This is a genomic window from Pseudogracilibacillus amylolyticus (SeqCode), from assembly GCF_051918545.1.
In the GTDB taxonomy this organism is placed as follows: domain Bacteria; phylum Bacillota; class Bacilli; order Bacillales; family Amphibacillaceae; genus Pseudogracilibacillus.
Genome location: NZ_JBPPZG010000028.1, coordinates 1 through 18,017, shown reverse-complemented (window position 1 = coordinate 18,017; position 18,017 = coordinate 1). Strand labels below are relative to the sequence as shown.

Annotated in this window: 17 protein-coding genes and 1 riboswitch; of the genes, 9 read left to right on the top strand and 8 right to left on the bottom strand. The window is 37.7% G+C overall.

The annotated features are described in order from the left end of the window. Positions 1 to 44: 44 nt before the first annotated feature. Together ACPYKA_RS05175 and ACPYKA_RS05170 are read right to left on the bottom strand one after the other, a co-directional pair. Entirely contained in the window at positions 45 to 1,424 is a 1,380-nt protein-coding gene (locus tag ACPYKA_RS05175; RefSeq protein ID WP_479541321.1) for a sensor histidine kinase, read from the bottom strand. Continuing rightward, on the bottom strand, positions 1,421 to 2,095 hold the full coding sequence (locus ACPYKA_RS05170; RefSeq protein WP_479541331.1) for a response regulator transcription factor: 675 nt from the start codon (positions 2,093 to 2,095) through the stop codon (positions 1,421 to 1,423). Before ACPYKA_RS05170 ends, ACPYKA_RS05175 begins: the two co-directional genes overlap by 4 nt. Before the next feature lie 85 nt (positions 2,096 to 2,180). On the opposite strand from ACPYKA_RS05170, the gene ACPYKA_RS05165 reads away from it, so the two are divergent. The 8 genes from ACPYKA_RS05165 to ACPYKA_RS05130 all read left to right on the top strand — a co-directional run bounded on the left by ACPYKA_RS05165 (position 2,181) and on the right by ACPYKA_RS05130 (position 11,320). Continuing rightward, positions 2,181 to 2,921: a MerR family transcriptional regulator gene (locus ACPYKA_RS05165; protein ID WP_479541320.1), complete on the top strand. Its 741-nt coding sequence runs from the start codon at positions 2,181 to 2,183 to the stop codon at positions 2,919 to 2,921. 475 nt (positions 2,922 to 3,396) lie between these two features. Further along, on the top strand, positions 3,397 to 5,127 hold the full coding sequence (locus ACPYKA_RS05160) for an ABC transporter ATP-binding protein (protein ID WP_479541319.1): 1,731 nt from the start codon (positions 3,397 to 3,399) through the stop codon (positions 5,125 to 5,127). A gap of 364 nt (positions 5,128 to 5,491) precedes the next feature. Then, positions 5,492 to 6,781, top strand: coding sequence for an efflux RND transporter periplasmic adaptor subunit (locus tag ACPYKA_RS05155; RefSeq protein ID WP_479541318.1), 1,290 nt, complete (start codon positions 5,492 to 5,494; stop codon positions 6,779 to 6,781). Beyond that, entirely contained in the window at positions 6,765 to 7,445 is a 681-nt protein-coding gene (locus ACPYKA_RS05150; RefSeq protein WP_479541317.1) for an ABC transporter ATP-binding protein, read from the top strand. The genes ACPYKA_RS05155 and ACPYKA_RS05150 overlap by 17 nt, the downstream gene beginning before the upstream one ends. Then, positions 7,442 to 8,644 (top strand): ABC transporter permease, encoded by a 1,203-nt coding sequence (locus ACPYKA_RS05145; RefSeq protein ID WP_479541316.1) that lies wholly within the window; start codon positions 7,442 to 7,444, stop codon positions 8,642 to 8,644. The genes ACPYKA_RS05150 and ACPYKA_RS05145 overlap by 4 nt, the downstream gene beginning before the upstream one ends. A gap of 434 nt (positions 8,645 to 9,078) precedes the next feature. Further along, a complete protein-coding gene (locus ACPYKA_RS05140; protein ID WP_479541315.1) occupies positions 9,079 to 10,239 on the top strand; it encodes a GNAT family N-acetyltransferase in 1,161 nt (386 codons plus the stop codon). A gap of 24 nt (positions 10,240 to 10,263) precedes the next feature. Next, positions 10,264 to 10,938: a deoxyribose-phosphate aldolase gene (deoC, locus tag ACPYKA_RS05135; RefSeq protein WP_479541314.1), complete on the top strand. Its 675-nt coding sequence runs from the start codon at positions 10,264 to 10,266 to the stop codon at positions 10,936 to 10,938. Between the two features lie 70 nt (positions 10,939 to 11,008). Beyond that, complete coding sequence (locus tag ACPYKA_RS05130; protein WP_479541313.1) at positions 11,009 to 11,320, top strand: hypothetical protein; 312 nt, start codon at positions 11,009 to 11,011, stop codon at positions 11,318 to 11,320. Positions 11,321 to 11,328: 8 nt separating this feature from the next. Here the strand turns inward: ACPYKA_RS05130 and thiE are convergent, their stop codons facing one another. From thiE to ACPYKA_RS05100, 6 genes are all read right to left on the bottom strand, one after another. Then, positions 11,329 to 11,946: a thiamine phosphate synthase gene (gene thiE / locus ACPYKA_RS05125; protein ID WP_479541312.1), complete on the bottom strand. Its 618-nt coding sequence runs from the start codon at positions 11,944 to 11,946 to the stop codon at positions 11,329 to 11,331. A gap of 12 nt (positions 11,947 to 11,958) precedes the next feature. Continuing rightward, the gene (gene thiM / locus ACPYKA_RS05120; protein WP_479541311.1) at positions 11,959 to 12,705 is read right to left on the bottom strand and encodes a hydroxyethylthiazole kinase; all 747 of its coding nucleotides are present in this window, start codon (positions 12,703 to 12,705) and stop codon (positions 11,959 to 11,961) included. Next, positions 12,702 to 13,508, bottom strand: coding sequence for a bifunctional hydroxymethylpyrimidine kinase/phosphomethylpyrimidine kinase (gene thiD, locus ACPYKA_RS05115; protein ID WP_479541310.1), 807 nt, complete (start codon positions 13,506 to 13,508; stop codon positions 12,702 to 12,704). Before thiD ends, thiM begins: the two co-directional genes overlap by 4 nt. Positions 13,509 to 13,523: 15 nt before the next feature. Continuing rightward, complete coding sequence (thiW, locus tag ACPYKA_RS05110; protein WP_479541309.1) at positions 13,524 to 14,027, bottom strand: energy coupling factor transporter S component ThiW; 504 nt, start codon at positions 14,025 to 14,027, stop codon at positions 13,524 to 13,526. 103 nt (positions 14,028 to 14,130) lie between these two features. Continuing rightward, positions 14,131 to 14,243, bottom strand: a riboswitch (TPP riboswitch). Positions 14,244 to 14,744: 501 nt separating this feature from the next. Next, positions 14,745 to 15,407 (bottom strand): CoA transferase subunit B, encoded by a 663-nt coding sequence (locus ACPYKA_RS05105; RefSeq protein ID WP_479541308.1) that lies wholly within the window; start codon positions 15,405 to 15,407, stop codon positions 14,745 to 14,747. 15 nt (positions 15,408 to 15,422) lie between these two features. Further along, positions 15,423 to 16,121 carry a CoA transferase subunit A gene (locus ACPYKA_RS05100; protein WP_479541307.1) on the bottom strand — a complete coding sequence of 233 codons (699 nt, stop codon included), beginning with the start codon at positions 16,119 to 16,121 and terminating at the stop codon, positions 15,423 to 15,425. Between the two features lie 255 nt (positions 16,122 to 16,376). Between ACPYKA_RS05100 and ACPYKA_RS05095 the strand changes: the two genes are divergently transcribed. After that, complete coding sequence (locus ACPYKA_RS05095; protein ID WP_479541306.1) at positions 16,377 to 17,315, top strand: S66 peptidase family protein; 939 nt, start codon at positions 16,377 to 16,379, stop codon at positions 17,313 to 17,315. Positions 17,316 to 18,017 lie beyond the last annotated feature (702 nt).

Sequence of the window (18,017 nt, the reverse complement as noted above, 5' to 3'; positions counted from 1 at the left end):
TTGTATATTCCGAAGATGAACGGAACATGAACGGGAGATTACAATTATTTTGGCAAGGAAATTTTAAAAATTGTTCCTTGATTCGGTTTACTTTCTACCTCAATTTTTCCTTCATGCAGTTCAATAACTTGTTTAACGATCGCAAGACCTAAACCTGTCCCTTCAATATCTTGATGTCTTGCATCATCGACCCGATAAAATCGATCAAATAAATGAGGAATGTTTTCTTCTTCGATTCCAATTCCACTATCTTGAACACTCACCAGTACCCAGTCCTGATTTTCTACGGCGGTGATTTCAATCCTTCCACTAGTTGGAGTAAATTTGAGTGCATTAGACAAAATATTTTCCCAAACTTTTTCTAAATAAGCTTCACTACCTGAAATGGAAATCGAACCAATAGCAGAGATCAGTGAAATATTCTTTTCCTCCATTAACCAGCGATAACGTTGTAAAACTTGTTTTATTTGCTCATCCAATTGGATAGGCTTCATTTTTAGTTCATAAGATAATGAATCTAAGGAAGTTAAGAGTAATAATTGTTTTGTTAAAACGGAAAGGCGTTCTGTTTCCGATTTGATTATTTTCGTGTACTCGACTCGCTCGGCTTCCGTTATTTGCTTTTCTTGGAGTAGGTCGGCATATCCCTTTATATTTTGTAAAGGAGTTTGGAAATCATGGGAAACATCATTAATAAATTGTTTTCTCATTTCGTCCGACTCCCGCAGCTGTTCAGCCATTTTTTGAAAACTAGTTGCGAGTTCTCCAATTTCATCTCCGCGATTGGTCGGTAGAGTGAAGGAAAACTGTTCTGCTCCTACTTTTTTCGTTGCTTCCGTTAATACAGAAATAGGTTGAATCAATTTTCTCGCTACAAAAAGCATTGCTAGTAAACTGATAACCGCCATTCCTACAGAAAGTCCGCCAAGTAGTATATGCACTTCCGAAAAGAGCATTTTTATATCTGGCCGAAGAAAGAGGGCATACGTTTTTCCTTTATATGTAAATGAAGTACCTACCGTATTGGCAGATTCATCGGAGAAAAAACCAGTTACAAATGTTTCTTTAGGGAGGTCACGCATGCCATGATACTGCTTCCCGCTTAAAACATCGTAAACCGATTCAACGGGTAAGTTATCTAAACGAAAATCATTACCAAACAACATTTTATTCGCATCTTCATCAAATAAAATTAATTTATACCCGACATCTGACTGAGTAGATAAAAACTCTTCTAAATCTATATCATCGTTTTGTAAATGGATAAAGTTAGCAATACTTTCCGCAATAGTCATATTTTTTTCATCATTCTGGGCACGCATTTGTTGATGATAATACGTATTAACAATAAGAAAGGCGAGTAAAGCACTGGAAATCATAATTCCAATCGTGAAAAATAGGAATTTTCCGTATAAAGATTTCATGCAGAAGTCACCTCAAGTTTATAGCCAACCCCTCGAACTGTCGTGATTTTTATTTCTGAAAAAGATATATTTCGAAACTTTTCTCTTAATCGTTTAATATGCACGTTTAAAGTTTGGTCATCTCCTTCGTAATCAAATCCCCAAACTCGTTCAACTAAATATTCTCTAGTAAATACATGATTAACGCGAGAAGCAATTACGGATAATAATTCAAACTCCTTTAATGGCAGGAATAAAGTTTTATTATCAATCTCTACTTCATAGCTTTGACGATTAATTTTCATGGAACCAACTTGGATAATCGGCTCAAGAGACTTATCGTATCGTCTTAAAATTGCCTGAATTCTATATAACAGCTCTTTTGGTTCAAAAGGTTTGACGACATAATCATCTGAGCCGGCGAGAAATCCTTTTTCTTTGTCTTTGAGTTCTCCTTTAGCCGTAAGAAGAAGGACTGGAATATCCATTTCGCTTAATCTTTTTGTTAACGTAAAGCCGTCCATTTGTGGCATCATTACGTCAACTACAGCTAAATCAGGTAATTCATTTTCAATAAGATCGAGTGCTTCGATTCCATTGTTCGCTTTTAAAACTTTATATCCGGAACGGGTGAGATGAATATGGATAAGGTTTAAAATGCTTTCATCATCATCCACAGCTAAAATGTTTATCAATTTATTCATCCTTTCTACCTTTTTACATTGACTATCACGTAACGTTATCCTTTATAGTACTAATTAGAGGAGGGAATAAGAAGTGAAAGTGAAAGAAGTAGCGGATCTAGCAGGGATTAGTGTAAGGACACTTCATTATTATGATGAAATAGGACTGCTCACTCCTAGTGAAATAAACGACTCCGGTTACCGTATTTATTCTGAACGAAATTTGGAACGGTTGCAACAAATTTTGTTTTTTAGACAATTGGGAATGCCTTTAAAAGAAATTAAAGCAATCATTGAAAGTCCTACGTTTAATCAGTTGGAAGCTTTGGAAATGCACCGAGAAATTCTAATGGAAAAATGGGAAAACATACGCAGTCTTATTCAAACAATTGATAAGACAATTCAATATAAAAAAGGAGAGATTGAGATGAGCATGGAAGAGAAGTTTTCAGGGTTTAATTTTGATGAAAATAACTATGAAGAAGAGGCAAGGGAAAGATGGGGAGACACAGCAGTTGATGAAGCAAATGCGAAGAAAGATCGCTGGACTAAAGGGGAGAAACAAAAGATGGAAAAGGAATTGGAAGATACTTTTAAACGGTTAGCAAAAATTCGTCATCTTGCACCTGATTCAGAAGAGGCACAAGCAGCAATTGAACAATGGTGGGAGTACTTAAATAAAATAGGATCATATTCCTTGGATGCGTTTAAAGGGTTGGGAGAGATGTATGTAGCTGATAACCGGTTTACGAATAATATCGATCAATTTGGAGAAGGATTGGCAACATTCATGTGTGAGGCAATGCGAATTTTTGCTGAACAACATAAAAGCTGAGCAGAATATCTGTTCAGCTTTTACGATTTTCATGGAAGGCATGATTTGCATTTCATAATGAGAAATATTTGTACTAAAAGCATGGTACCTCTCTAAATGGGTGAGATGCCGTGCTTTGTTCGCTACACAAACTCAGAATTTACTTATTCATTCCCTCTTAATAGTGAAAAAGTGGACTATTTCTTACTTACAAGCAATTATCACATCTTGACATCGATCTCCTTTAAATGGTAATGTCATTATATAGTTAAAATCATTATAATGTTATAATAGATGAAAGTTAATGTAAGCGGTACCAAAATAGATAATCTTATCAGACATACTACTATATTCATAAACCGGGAAAATTTTCTCATAAAACATTTACGTAGAATTTTTCGTAACAATGTTAAACAAGTATAAATTAAAAGTAATTAAATTTATCATCCATTATTTGTGAAAAAACGAGATGATTGCAAGGGGGGTTGGATGTAAAATGAAGGGTGTTCAATCGGAATTATTGGCTTACGTAAAAAAGCAATGGCTCATATATGTAATACTCATTATTAGTTTATTTGCCGGAATATTTCTAGATTTAGCTTTGCCATGGTTTATGATGAATATTACAGATTCAGCTTTGATTGGTAATATCGGCCAGTTTCGTTTTGTATTAATTATCGGAGTTGTATTGTTAGGGCTAACATTTATTCAAAATTATTATGATGTATTAGTTAAGAACTATATTTCTTCATACATCAGAAACGATTTACGTGTTCGATTATTTAATCATCATTTAAAGTTACCGATCTCCTACTTCAATAAAACGAAATCCGGAGAGATTTCTTCAAAAATAATTAATGATGTCAATGTAGTGGGAGATTTAATGGGTAGTACATTTATTAGTCTATTACAGGGTCCGTTAGTTGCTATAGCTGCATTTATCTTCCTATTGAAAATACAATGGCAATTAGCCTTAGTATGTGGTCTGATCGGTCCGTTAATTATCTTGATTGGAAAAGTTTTTGGTTCATCTATGCGAAAGGTATCAGGTAAATTACAAGAGCAAGTTGCTCACAGTCAGAGTTTTGTTCAAGAAATAGTAAAAAATATCCCTTTTGTGCGGACATATTTACTTGGTCGTACTGTAGCTGAGAAATTTCAAGGGTTAACTAAGGGAATTTTTCATTATGATATACAAAAAGGGAAAGCACAAGCGGCTATGCAAGGTTCTTCACAGGCAATTGGATTTCTTACGTTTTTGATTGCTTTTGGATTAGGAGCTTATTACGTATTAATAGGTGACATTACAGTAGGTGCTCTATTAGCTTTTATACAATTATTAAATCATGTTGTTTGGCCGTTTTCTGGGTTAGCGCAGGTTTGGGGATTAACCCAGGAATCATTGTCTGCTTGCGATCGGATATTCCGTGTATTTAAGGAAAAAAGACAATTCGATACATTTCCACAAAAACATGAGGTGGGGCGAGAGAGAGGTAACATATCAATGAAAAATGTAAGCTTCTCGTACAAGGAAGAAAATAAGAAAGTCCTATCTGATATTAACTTAGAAGTGAAAGAGAACCAATTTGTCGTTATTTTAGGACACAACGGGTCCGGAAAATCGACTATTTTCAAGCTTTTATTAGGGTTCTTTCCTTATTCAGGTTCGATTGAGATTAACGATAAAGATATTAGTAAGATGGCCTATACAGAGTTAATGAGTTACTTTTCCTTTGTTAGCCAGGATCAGTATTTATTTTCCGGTACAGTTTTAGAGAATATAAGATATGGAAATTTAGATGCCAAAGAGTCGGATATAATCATGTTATTAGAAGAATTAAAATTATATGATCTCATCCATCATTTGCCAAATGGATTGGCGACAGAAGTAGGTGAGGGTGGAGCAAATTTATCTGGAGGACAACGGCAAAAAATATCGATTGCTAGGGCGGTATTGCGTAATGCTCCTATCTTTCTTTTAGACGAAGCAACTTCTGCATTAGATTATCAATCAGAGGAACAGATTCAAGAAGTATTATTAAAATTCAAGCATGAACGAACTACCTTAGTCATTGCTCATAAGGCTTCTACCATTAGAAATGCAGATAATATTGTCGTTTTAGACAAGGGTGAGATAGTGGCTATAGGTACACATGATGAATTAATTAATAACAATACATATTATCATAATCTATATAAAGAATATGAACTTGTGAATGAGGGATAAAGGTGATAGAGAAAGAGATAAAAATATGACCATAATTACCTGAATAAATTCAATGAAGATCAACAAAATGGGACTATCGTCATTAACACTGTCATGATGTAAGTCCTCTTAGAGCAGGTTGATTTTTGTAGGTCTTTTTCCATGTTTTTAACCACCCTTTAACCGTTGGTTCCAAATACTTTTTTGATTGTAAGAAAAGCACGTTCAGTCGTATTGATTTTACTATGGGTAAATCAGTGCTTGCTTTTCCAAGCCTTGCACTTTATAATTAAAACAACTGTATTAAGCGGATGATACATTGGGTGTTTTATACTTTTAGTGTACTGTGCGATTAATACGATAAGTGGTTCAAGGGGGGAAAAGAGTGAAAAAGAAAACAAAGATATTAATAGGCGCAGGGGTACTTACGCTTATTGTTGTCATGGCTGTTATTTATGCGTTTAAAGGGAGAGTAAGTACGGTAGATCAGATGGATCCTGAGGAAATGGAAGTTCTTGTTCAGGAAGTAACAGAAGAAAAAATGGAAGAGACGATACTAGTAACCGGTAAAATAGTCGCTGAAAATGAACAAAAAGTGTATGGAGAACCTGAAAATGGAGAAATTAAAGAATTTAACGTAAAAGAAAATGATAAAGTAAAAAAAGGGGACAGTTTATTCGTATATGATGGTACAGAGGTAGATAATGAGCTGAATGCAGCGGTACGTTCAAGAGATATGCTACAAAATAATACGCAAGCGATTCAAAATCAATTAAACCAAATGGCAAAACAAATAGAAGAGATGAAAAAGGCAAAAGAAAATGGGCAGAGTTCAGATGAAGAAGGAACCTTCATAACGGATGAAGATATTCGGGAACTTGAATTAGAAAAGAATCAGTTAGCACTTGAAATAGAAAATTCTAAAGCGGAAGTTTCAGGAGCGCAAGCGGAAATAAATCGGATTGATGAACAGAAAAAAGCATTGACGGTAAAAAGTAAAATGGATGGTACCGTTGTAAAAGTAAATAAAAATTTAGAAAGAACAGAAGAAGGAACAACAGAACCAATTGTACATATTGTATCAAATGAACCATTTAAAGTGATTGGTACGATGAGCGAGTTTGATAGTGTCAAGATAAAATCTGGACAAGATGTAGTCATTCGCCCAAAAGTGTTTAAAGATCGAGAATGGAAAGGAAAGGTAGAGTCTGTTTCTGAATTCCCAACCGATGAAGGGGGAGGGGAAATGGACATGTACGGTGGTGGTGATATGAATGTCACTATGTATCCGTTCAAAGTGGAAATCACTGATGATACAAAGGAATTAAGACAAGGTTATCATGTTTCTTTAGAAGTAACTATTGGGGGTGACGAGAAAAAACTGGTTGTCCCGCATTCAGCTCTTTTGGATGATATGATGATGGGTGAAGATGATGAAGACGCAGATATGATGGATGACATGTTTGGTATGGAAGACGGGATGATGGAAGAGGCTCCGTTTGTTTATGTGCTTATTGACGGAGTGCTTGAAAGACGAGACGTAGAGACTGGTACGATGAATGATGAATTTATTGAAATTACTGATGGAGTAGAAGTAGGAGAGTTAGTTGTAATCACTCCAAGTTTTGAGATGTATGATGGAATGGAAGTGACCTCCTATGATGAAGTTGAGTAATATAAGTAAAATATACAAATCTGGTAAACTAGAAGTTCCTGTCCTACATGATATAAATCTAGAAATAGATGATGGGGAGTTTATTGCAATTATGGGGCCATCTGGCTCAGGAAAATCTACATTAATGAACATCATTGGTTTCTTAGATTCGCCAACATTTGGAGACTATGAGTTAAATGGTGAGAAAATAACTGCTTTTCATGAAAACCAATTAGCTGGGCTCCGAAATAAACATATTGGTTTTGTTTTTCAACAATTCTTTCTATTGCCTAGATTGAATGCGATAAAAAATGTCGAGGCACCACTTGTCTATGCAGATATCAAAAAGAGAGAACGAGTAATGCGAGCCGAAGAGATGCTAGCAAAGGTTGGACTTGCTGATCGAACCCGGCATTTACCAAATGAATTATCAGGTGGGCAAAAACAACGTGTTTGTATTGCACGAGCACTAGTGAATAATCCAGAAGTTATTTTAGCAGATGAGCCAACAGGAGCACTTGATTCAAAAACAGGTCTACAGATTATGGAATTATTTACGCAGTTAAATGAGGAAGGGAAAACGGTAATAGTCGTAACACATGAGGAGGAAATTGCTGCATATGCAAACAGAACCATCTTTCTTCGTGACGGTGTAATCACCGAGGAACGGAGGATAGATGTATGAACTTAATGGAAAGCTTTAAAATTGCACTATCTTCCATTTGGAATCATAAAATACGTTCTATTTTAACAATGCTTGGCATCATTATTGGAGTTTGTGCGGTAATAATTATTGTTGCTATTGGTACAGGAGCACAAAATCAACTGACCGATGATTTATTCGGTATGGATAAAAACATTATTGAACTATATTATGAGCCGTTTCCTTCTGAAGATGGCGGAGAAATGATGTGGATAGAACCAGAAATAACATCTGAAGACTTGGCAGAAATTCAAGGCGTTCCAGGGGTTCAAGTTGCGATGGGAATTAATCAAGGCTGGGGAAATTTGATTCATAATGAAAAACAAATAGAAATTGAAATAGTTGGAGTGGGCAGGGACTATTTTTACGGTAAAAATATACAAATGTTAGAAGGTCGTCCTTTTACGGAACAAGATAATGATAATATGAATCGTGTAATTATGATTGATGATTATACACGTGATAAATTATTTAAAGAAGATGAAGAAGTAGTAGGGGAAATCGTTGAAATTGATGGAAATCCGTACAAGTTAGTAGGTGTCTACAAATCTACTATTCCAGAAGAGTATCGTTGGGACAACGGAGAAGGATTAATGCCTCGAACATTAAATGGGATGATGTTTGGAGCGCCTGAAATACAGCAAATTCAGATTTTAGCTAGTAGTGCGGAAACATTAACAGAAACTGCAGAAACGGCTGCTTCTCGTCTTACAGAATTGAAAAATTTAGAGGATGGGATGTACACGTATTGGGATATGAGTGAATATGAAGAAGAGTTTCAATCATTTTATCTTATCATTACACTCGTTATCGGTAGCATCGCTGGTATTTCGTTGCTCGTTGGAGGTATAGGTGTAATGAATATTATGCTCGTATCCGTTACAGAAAGAACACGTGAAATTGGCTTACGTAAAGCAATCGGAGCAACAAGAGGTAGGATACTTTCGCAATTTTTAATCGAAGCAATGACGATTACATTGCTCGGTGGAATAATTGGAATCGGAATTGCGATGTTGGTTACTATGGTCGCTTCGCAGTTTTTACCTTTTACAGCCGTTGTAAGTCCAATCGTCGTGATGATCGGTGCTGGGTTCTCAGCACTAATTGGAATCGTGTTTGGAATCTTACCAGCAAATAAAGCATCAAAATTAAGTCCGATAGATGCACTTAGACATGAGTAATAGACGCTTGTTCTTTAAAATAATCTAACGTAAGCATAAGTCGGAGGGCACGGGAGATTTCTCGTGCTTTTTGATTAGCAGATAGGAAACCAGCATGGCACTCCTTTAGCGAGCCACGATCTATCTTGAAAATAGGTTTGTTTTCATACAAAAGTATAAAACTTTCCTATCTGCTAGTGCAACTCATACTCTCACCAAGGCTTGCACTTACTTAGCATAAGTGCAACATCACCTCTGGCTTTCGCCAAGAAGGCCGACTAAGAACAGGCTCTCTGCCTAACCGTCGGCATACCCCTAGTGATAAGGGCATGTTTTCTTTAACGATAAGCCAAGTTTTCTAAGGTTGTATTAGAAAGGTAATTAGTTCACTTAATAGCATTGACGATCATGTTATCTTTCACTAGAATGAAACTAACAAATGAAGGAGGTAGCAGATGGAGGGTATAAAAAAGTTATCTAAAGAAAACGTTGAAGAAATTATATCTCTTTCACAATTTGCCTTTCAATATACAATGAGTGATGAACGACGTAAGGTGAAAATAGAGGAAGTCGAGCGTCACTCAATTTTAGGGTATATGGTAGATGGGGCTTTAGCGGGGAAACTGCATATTATCCCACTTGAAATGTATATCAATGGGGCAGTCTACCAAATGGGAGGGATTGCTTCTGTCGCGACATGGCCAGAATTTCGCAGACAGGGGATTGCAAAAAAGTTATTGTTAAAGGCCTTAAAAGAAATGAAGCAAGCTGGACAAACGATTTCTATCTTAGATCCTTTTCATGTTGGGTTTTATAGAAAGTACGGATGGGAATTATCATTTATGAATCAACGTTATACAATCCCACTTAGAATATTAAAAGAAGATTGGAATGGAAATGGCTATATACGAAGAACAGATGATATCTCATTACTTGATTCAATCTACAAGAAGTACGCAAAACAGTATAATGGCATGCTTAAACGGAATGAAAAATGGTGGGAACAGCGCGTACTTACAGATGAAGTGGCACAGATTAGAGTGGCTTATCACGAGACAGGTCATCCAGAGGGATATATCATCTATAAAGTGAGAGATGAAGTATTTACTGTGATAGAAATGGCTTATACGTCGTTAAATGGGATGCATTTGCTTTATGAATTTATTGGAAATCATGATTCCATGGCTAAAGAAGTGAAAATGATCGTTCCTGAAAATGATTTACTGCCTTATAAATTAAAAAATCCATTTTTTAAACAAGAGAAAGAAACCTTTGCGATGGCTCGGATTGTCGATGTGGATAATTTTTTAAAAGATTACCCATTTACAGAGGCAGAAGGTTCCGTTCACATTTTGATTGAAGATGAATCTTTTCCTGAAAATAGTGCCTGCTATCACATTCGGACACAGTCTGGGAAAACAGTAGTAACGAAAGTAAAAGGCTTAAGAAGTGGCGATATCAACTGTACGATTCAGCAATTCACATCGATTTGTCTAGGATTCAAACGCCCACAAGAGTTATTGGCACATCATTTAATTGATGGGAAGGTCTCGGCAATCGAACAATTAGAGAAAATGATTCCGCAAAAACAAACATTTCTAACCGACTTTTTTTAATCGATGAAAGAAAGGGAGACATAAATGGTAGAAAAACGTATAGCAAGTATGATTGATCATACACTTTTAAAACCGGAGGCGACAAAAGAGGACATCGTAAAACTTTGTGAAGAAGCAAAACAATATGAGTTTGCAACAGTTTGTATTCATCCATCGTGGGTACGTACCGCTGCAAAAGCATTAATGGGTACGAATGTAGGGGTAACTACGGTGATTGGGTTTCCATTAGGGGCGACGAGTACCTTTGCCAAGGTTGCTGAAACTCGGGACGCCATTGCTTCTGGTGCAACGGAAGTCGATATGGTTATAAATATCGGTGCCTTAAAGTCAAAAGATGAGACGACAGTTTATCACGATATTAAACAAGTTGTTTATGCTGCTGCTGGCCAAGCTGTTGTCAAAGTAATCATTGAGACGGGCTTTTTAACGGACGACGAAAAAGAGCATGCTTGTTTACTAGCAAAAGAAGCGGGTGCAGATTTTGTAAAAACTTCTACTGGGTTTGGACCGGGGCAGGCAACAGTAGAAGATATACGCTTGATGTGCCAGACTGTCGGTCCTAAAATGGGAGTAAAAGCATCGGGTGGGGTGCGTGACCTCGAAACTGCTAAAGCGATGATAGAAGCGGGTGCGAATAGAATTGGTGCGAGTGCAGGAATTGCTATCGTAACAGGGGCAAAGGGTAGCAGTTCATATTAATTTACTAATAACATAAAAAGCCTAAATCTCATATCGATTTAGGCTTTATCATATTAAGGAGATTATGAAATTGGAAGGTTTAGAAATTTATTTATATATGAGAATAATTTTAATTATTTTCATTTTGAGTTCTGTGATCATATTATTTTTATTAATAAGTCTCTTGAAACGTAAAATGGGGGCCAATACATTGATAGTCGGGCTTTTTTCCATTACTGCAATTTTAGTTTCTGGACTAAATGTCGTCATAATGGGTTATCTAGGTGATGGTATTTATCCAGCAGGCGATTCCATCATATTTTATTTATTTTTAATTGTTGTAGCTCTAAGCAGCATAAATATTTTATTGGCCTTTTCACAATCCGCTAAACGGACTGGATAATTATTTTATCAAAGCGAGCTTACAGTAGTATAAATATTTTCTGACTTCGTAATCGCCGAAATAACAGCAACCCCGTCTGCTCCTGCTTCTATCACTTGCTGGGCATTCGATGTATTAATCCCGCCGATGCCAACAATAGGAAGATAGCGGTGCTTGTTTCGTAAAAATTTTATCCAATCAGTACCGACAGCAGCTTTAGCATCGTCTTTTGAAGTTGTTCCAAATATCGGGCCTGCTCCAACGTAATCGACTAAATGAATCGGGCTTCTTTTTAACTCTGCTTCATTAGAAACAGATAAGCCAATAAGTAGATTTGGAAATTCGCTTCGTAAGTTAGCGATTTTTTCATCATCTTGGCCGACATGAATCCCATCAACGTCAAGTGTTGTTGCAAGCTCCACATCATCGTTAATGAAAAATGGAATATTGTGGTTACGACAAAGCGCACGTAATTTTTTCCCAAGATCTATTTTTGCTTCATCGTTAAGCGATCCTTTTCCTTTTTCTCGAAATTGAAAAGCGGTAATACCGGCGTCAATTGCTTCTTGTAAGATAATTTCTGGATCGCGGTCACAATCCTGGCTACCCATTATAAAGTATTTTCGTAAATAATTTTGCTGTGTCATCTTATTTGCTCCTTATTTTCCAAGTTCATCGATAAAGGCAGGGAGGAAGGTACCTGTTCCGTTAACCTCGTTTCTTATAGCAGCATTTTCTGCAGCTGCACCGTAAAAATGAACTGCTTCATAAGCGGCATCTATTTTTTCTGTTTCGGTTGTTAAACAAGCGGTGAGAATGGAGCCAAGGAGGCATCCTGCACCTGTAATTCTAGTTAAATACTCATGTCCAGTTCTGTTTGCTTTAACTTTTCCGTTATAACAAATAATATCAATTTCACCAGTCACAACAGCTAAAGTATTATATTTCTCCGCAGCTAGTTGAGCAATTTTTTCCAATTTTGAAATATCATCATCAATGGATTCTACACCTTTTGTTTCCCAAGCGACTCCAACTAAATGCGCCATCTCACCGGCATTGCCCTTAACAGCAGTAAAAGAAATGTTTTCAAACAATGTCCGAATTGCTTGTTTTCTAAAATTAGAAGCGGCAACACCAACAGGGTCAAGGACGACTGGAATCCCTCTTTCATTTGCAGTTTGTCCAGCGATTATCATTGCTTCAAGTTCTTTTTCTACAATTGTCCCGATGTTAATGAGTACACCGTTGGCAATGCTCGCCATATCACGTGCTTCCGCCGGTTCTTTTGCCATGATTGGAGAGCCGCCGAAAGCCAGCAGTCCGTTTGCAGTAAAGTTCATGACAACTTGATTCGTTAAATGATGAATTAACGGCTGTGCTTTTCTTACTTGGTCGATTGCCTTCATAGTTTAATGGTTTCCTTTCTCACTGCAAAATGATTTGTTGGTCCGTTTCCTTTACCTAAATCAAACGATTGTTTAATTGCTTCGGTCACATAGTGTTTACTTTTTTCAACTGCTTCAATCAATGAAAGACCATGACTTAGATAAGCAGTGATTGCAGCGGAGTACGTGCATCCTGTACCATGGGTATTTACTGTATCAATGCGTTTTTCTGTAAATGTATACATTTCTTTTCCATTATATAAAAAATCAACCGCATCCCCGACAAGATGTCCGCCTTTTACAAGCGCAGCGCCCGCACCATATTCATGAACAATTTTTTTAGCAGCATCTTGCATCGCTTCAGTTGAAGTGATTTTTTCACCGGTTAAAAATTCCGCTTCAGGTATATTAGGTGTAATTACTTTACAAAGTGGCACTAATTGGTCTCGTAAGTAAACTCTTGCATCCTCATTTATTAATGCATCCCCACTCGTTGCAACCATAACAGGATCAATAACAAAAGGGATATCCTTGTCTTTAACTTTTGCTTGAATAATTTCCATCATCTCAATATTGGCAATCATTCCTGTTTTAAATGCATGTACTGGCATATCAGAAAAAACAGATTCTAACTGATCTTCAATCATCTGTAAAGGAAGATGATGAATACTTTGAACCCCGGTTGTATTTTGCGCAACTACTGACGTAATGACAGACATGCCGTAACTTTGTAATTCTTGAAAAGTTTTTAAATCAGCTTGAATTCCAGCACCCCCTGATGGATCAGTCCCTGCAATTGTTAAAGAACAAGCTACTTCTTTCATGTTAAGCAACTCCTTTTATAATTTTTGCTCATTTTTTAATTGAATAAAATTTTCATATTTAACGCGAGAAACGATAAATAAAGCAATTCCAGCACCTGTAATACTGCTTACTAAGAAAGGGGGAATGAAAAATAAGGCACCAAAAGACGTTCCCATTAAAATTTTTGCAAATGGAACGGAGAATAACGCACCAATAATTCCTGTTCCGACAACTTCACCTAGTGCGGCAAAGTATTTTTTTCCAAACTTTTTGTAAAGGTAACCGCCTAAAAACGCACCAATCATTCCACCCGGGAACGCAAGTAATGATCCTAGTCCTAACATATTTCTAAGTAGTCCAATCACAAAAGCAATTGTAACAGCTGGCCCAGGGCCTAGCATTACCGCAGCCAAAACGTTCACTGCATGTTGGACCGGATAAGCTTTCGCAACACCAGCGGGAAACCAAATCAATTGAGATCCCAGCGTTCCAATAGCTACTAATAGCGCCATCGTCGTTAGTAATCTTGTTTGATTCATTGACCTCCTCCTCTTAAACCAATTCGAAAGGGGTGTTAGCTTATAAAATAGTAAAAAACCAGATTCAACACGGAACCTGGTTTGTAGTTAACTAAACTTAAACATTAACAATTTACTACTTCCCTCCGCTAGTATAAACTAGATCAGGTTCACAAGAGTTAGAAATAATCTGCATTTCTTCTCAGCCCGCATATTTGGGCACCCCTAGTAGTGTACATATGAAATTATTCACTCCAAAGCCATTATAGCAGAAATCATTTTTATTGTCATATCGGGCTATACTTGTGTTTTAATTCATGCAATTATGGGCGGCTAGAAAACATGCTTAGTGGCTGAAAAAGATGCGGAGTGACTCGTTCGATATGCAGAGTCGCCGTAAAAGATGCAGAGTGGCTTATCCGCAATGCAGAGTCGTCGTAAAAGATGCGGAGTGGCTCGTTCGATATGCAGAGTCGCCGAAAAAGATGCAGAGTGACTCGTTCGATATGCAGAGTCGTCGTAAAAGATGCGGAGTGACTCGTTCGATATGCAGAGTCGTCGTAAAAGATGCGGAGTGGCTCGTTCGATATGCAGAGTCGCCGAAAAAGATGCAGAGTGACTCATCCAACATGCAGAGTCGCAGTAAAGATGCAAAGTGGCATGTTCAACATGCAGAGTCGCGTACACGCAAACATAAAAAATCCCACTCATCTTTTTGGCGAATGGGATTTTTTAGATTTAATATGCTTTTTCAAGTAATTTTTCACTAACGGTTAGTTCTGCTTCTGTAGAATTTACGACATCCTCTACTGTAAATCCATCTGCAACTTCAAGTAAGACGAGACCATTTTCTGTAACTTCTATGACAGCTCGATCCGTAATAATTTTATTTACGACACCTTTACCTGTGAGTGGCAGGGTACACTCTTTTAAAATTTTCGGTTCACCGTCACGGGTAACATGCTCCATAATAACAATGATTTGTTGGGCACCGTGAACAAGGTCCATTGCACCACCCATACCTTTAATCATTTTTCCTGGAATCATCCAGTTTGCTAAATCACCAGTTTCGGAAACTTCCATTCCACCTAAAATGGCGAGGTTAATATGACCACCACGTATCATCGCAAAACTTTCAGCATTATCAAATAATGCAGCTCCATCGATCATGGTCACCGTTTCTTTGCCAGCATTTATTAAGTCTGCATCAATTTCTTCTTCAGTTGGATAAGGACCAATTCCAAGAAGGCCGTTTTCTGACTGAAGCACGACATGTTTATTATCCGAAATATAATTGGCAACTAGAGTCGGCATACCAATCCCTAAATTCACATAGTATCCGTCCTTAATTTCCTTCTCCGCTCGACGGGCGATTTTTTCACGAACTTTTGCTTTACTCATGTTTTCACTCCTCACTTAATTATTTGCCGTGGCAACTGTTCGTCTTTCAATCCGTTTTTCCTGATCACCCTGAATAATTCGTTGCACATAAATGCTTGGGGTATGAATATAGTTAGGGTCAAGTTCACCGACTTCTACAAGCTCCTCCACTTCAGCGATTGTTACTTTTCCTGCCGCCGCAATAATTGGATTAAAGTTTCTTGCTGTTTTGTTATAAATTAAGTTCCCCATTTTGTCGCCTTTTAACGCTCTTACAAAACTAAAGTCAGCAGTTAAAGCTTCTTCAAGAACATACTCTTTTCCGTTAAATGTTCGAGTTTCTTTACCTTCAGCAATCTGTGTACCAACCCCAGCCGGTGTATAAAAAGCAGGAATTCCGGCACCTCCAGCACGAATTTTTTCAGCGAGCGTTCCTTGAGGGGTTAATTCGACTTCAATGATTCCTTCTATAACTTGGCGTTCAAATTCTTTGTTTTCACCAACATAGGAGCCGATCATTTTTTTAATTTGTTGATTTTTTAATAGTAAGCCGAGCCCAAAATCATCTACCCCACAGTTATTAGAAATAACGGTTAAATCTTTTACACCAGTTTTAACTAATGCATGAATTGCATTTTCAGGAATTCCGCAAAGACCGAAGCCTCCAACCATTATTGTTGCCCCATCATGTACATCACGAACAGCTTCATCAATTGAAGAATATACTTGTTTCAAAAAGTTCCCTCCTCAAATAGAAATAAATAATTATAAAATTAAATGAATTTTGCATATAGTCTAACTTATATTATAGCATAAGGCAATAATTGTTAGCACTGTTAAGAGATATCTACTATTTAGATATCTATGGTTAGTAAAAGTAAATTTATAGGTGGATCGTGGTTTCGTAAGCTATTATCAGCAAGTGTCACGCAATTAAATCAACTTGAATAGGCTAATGTAGCATAAAAACAAAAGTGGTAGGTGGCAAAAATGGCAGTGAGACCGTCTATTTTAGAACAAAGGGATACGATTGGAATCGTGACATTGGGAAGTCCACTTGGTCCAATGGTAATCAATCGAGGTATTCAAACATTAGAGAACTTTGGATTTAATGTAGTTTTAGGAAAAAATGTTTATGCTGCGACAGGCTTTTTAGCTGGGTCACCGGAAGAACGTGCAGCAGATTTAATGAATATGTTTGAAAATAATACCGTGAAAATGATTCTGCCAACAAGAGGAGGAGTTGGAGTAGACGGAATCCTTCCTTTTTTAGACTATGATGTAATTAGAAATAACCCTAAAATTATCTCAGGATATAGTGATATTACGACTCTGTTAAATACGCTTACACAAATGTCGAACTTAATCACTTTTCACAGTTTACTATTACTCGATTTTCGACCTAGCACACCGGCATATAATTATAATCAGTTCTTTTCAGCAACCTCAGTAGTATTGCCTTCTAGAGTAATAGAAAATCCCCAAGGTATACCACAAACGAGTGTTATTCCTGGCAATGTAACTGGAACAATTGTGGGTGGAAATTTAACATCACTGATCAGTTCGCTTGGAACCCCATATGAAATTGATACAGAAGGAAAAATACTATTTCTAGAGGATACCCATGAACCGACGAATACGATTTACAGATACTTAAACATGTTAAAATTAGCAGGAAAATTTGATGATTGTGTTGGTATTGTAATGGGGGAGTGCACGAATTGTCCGAGTGCATATAATACATCTTATGCTGACCTTATCAATGGAGTGATTGCTCCTTTAGGTAAACCATTAATGACTAATGTTACTACTGGACATGGTTACTATAAAGCAGCAATACCAATCGGAGCGAGAGCCAACTTGAATACAGTTAATAATACATTTACTGTGTTGGAACCGACTGTTAGCTTACCGGCGATGAACATCTGAATTTTCACATGGAAAAAGAAAAACTCTTTCTCGCACTTAGATATTGATAAAAATTGGAAGAAGAGTTCATGGTATGCTTCTGCGCCTTCGTTCTCGGTAGAAAGTCGGAAGAAGAGCTTCGCGGAGTCCTCCCTCGCCTTCGTTCTCGGCAAAAAGTCGGAAGAAGAGCTGCGCGGTCTCCTCCCACACCATCGTTCTCGGCAAAAAGTCGGAAGAAGAGCTTCGCGGAGTCCTCCCGCACCATCGTTCTCGGCAAAAAGTCGGAAGAAGAGCCACGCGGTGTCCTCCCGCACCATCGTTCTCGGCAAAAAGTCGGAAGAAGAGCTGCGCGGAGTCCTCCCGCACCATCGTTCTCGGCAAAAAGTCGGAAGAAGAGCTGCGCGGTATTCTCCCGCACCTTCGTTCTCGGTAGAAAGTCGGAAGAAGAGCTGCGCGGTGTCCTCCTGCGCCTTCGTTCTCGGTAGAAAGTAGGAAGAAGAGCTGCGCGGTTTCCTCCCGCACCTTCGTTCTCGGTAGAAAGTAGGAAGAAGAGCTGCGCGGTATTCTCCCACGCCTTCGTTCTCGGCAGATAGTCGGAAGAAGAGCTGCGCAGTGTCCTCCCACGCCTTCGTTCTCGGTAGAAAGTAGGAAGAAGAGCTGCGCGGTATTCTCCCACGCCTTCGTTCTCGGCAAAAAGTCGGAAGAAGAGCTGCGCAGTGTTTT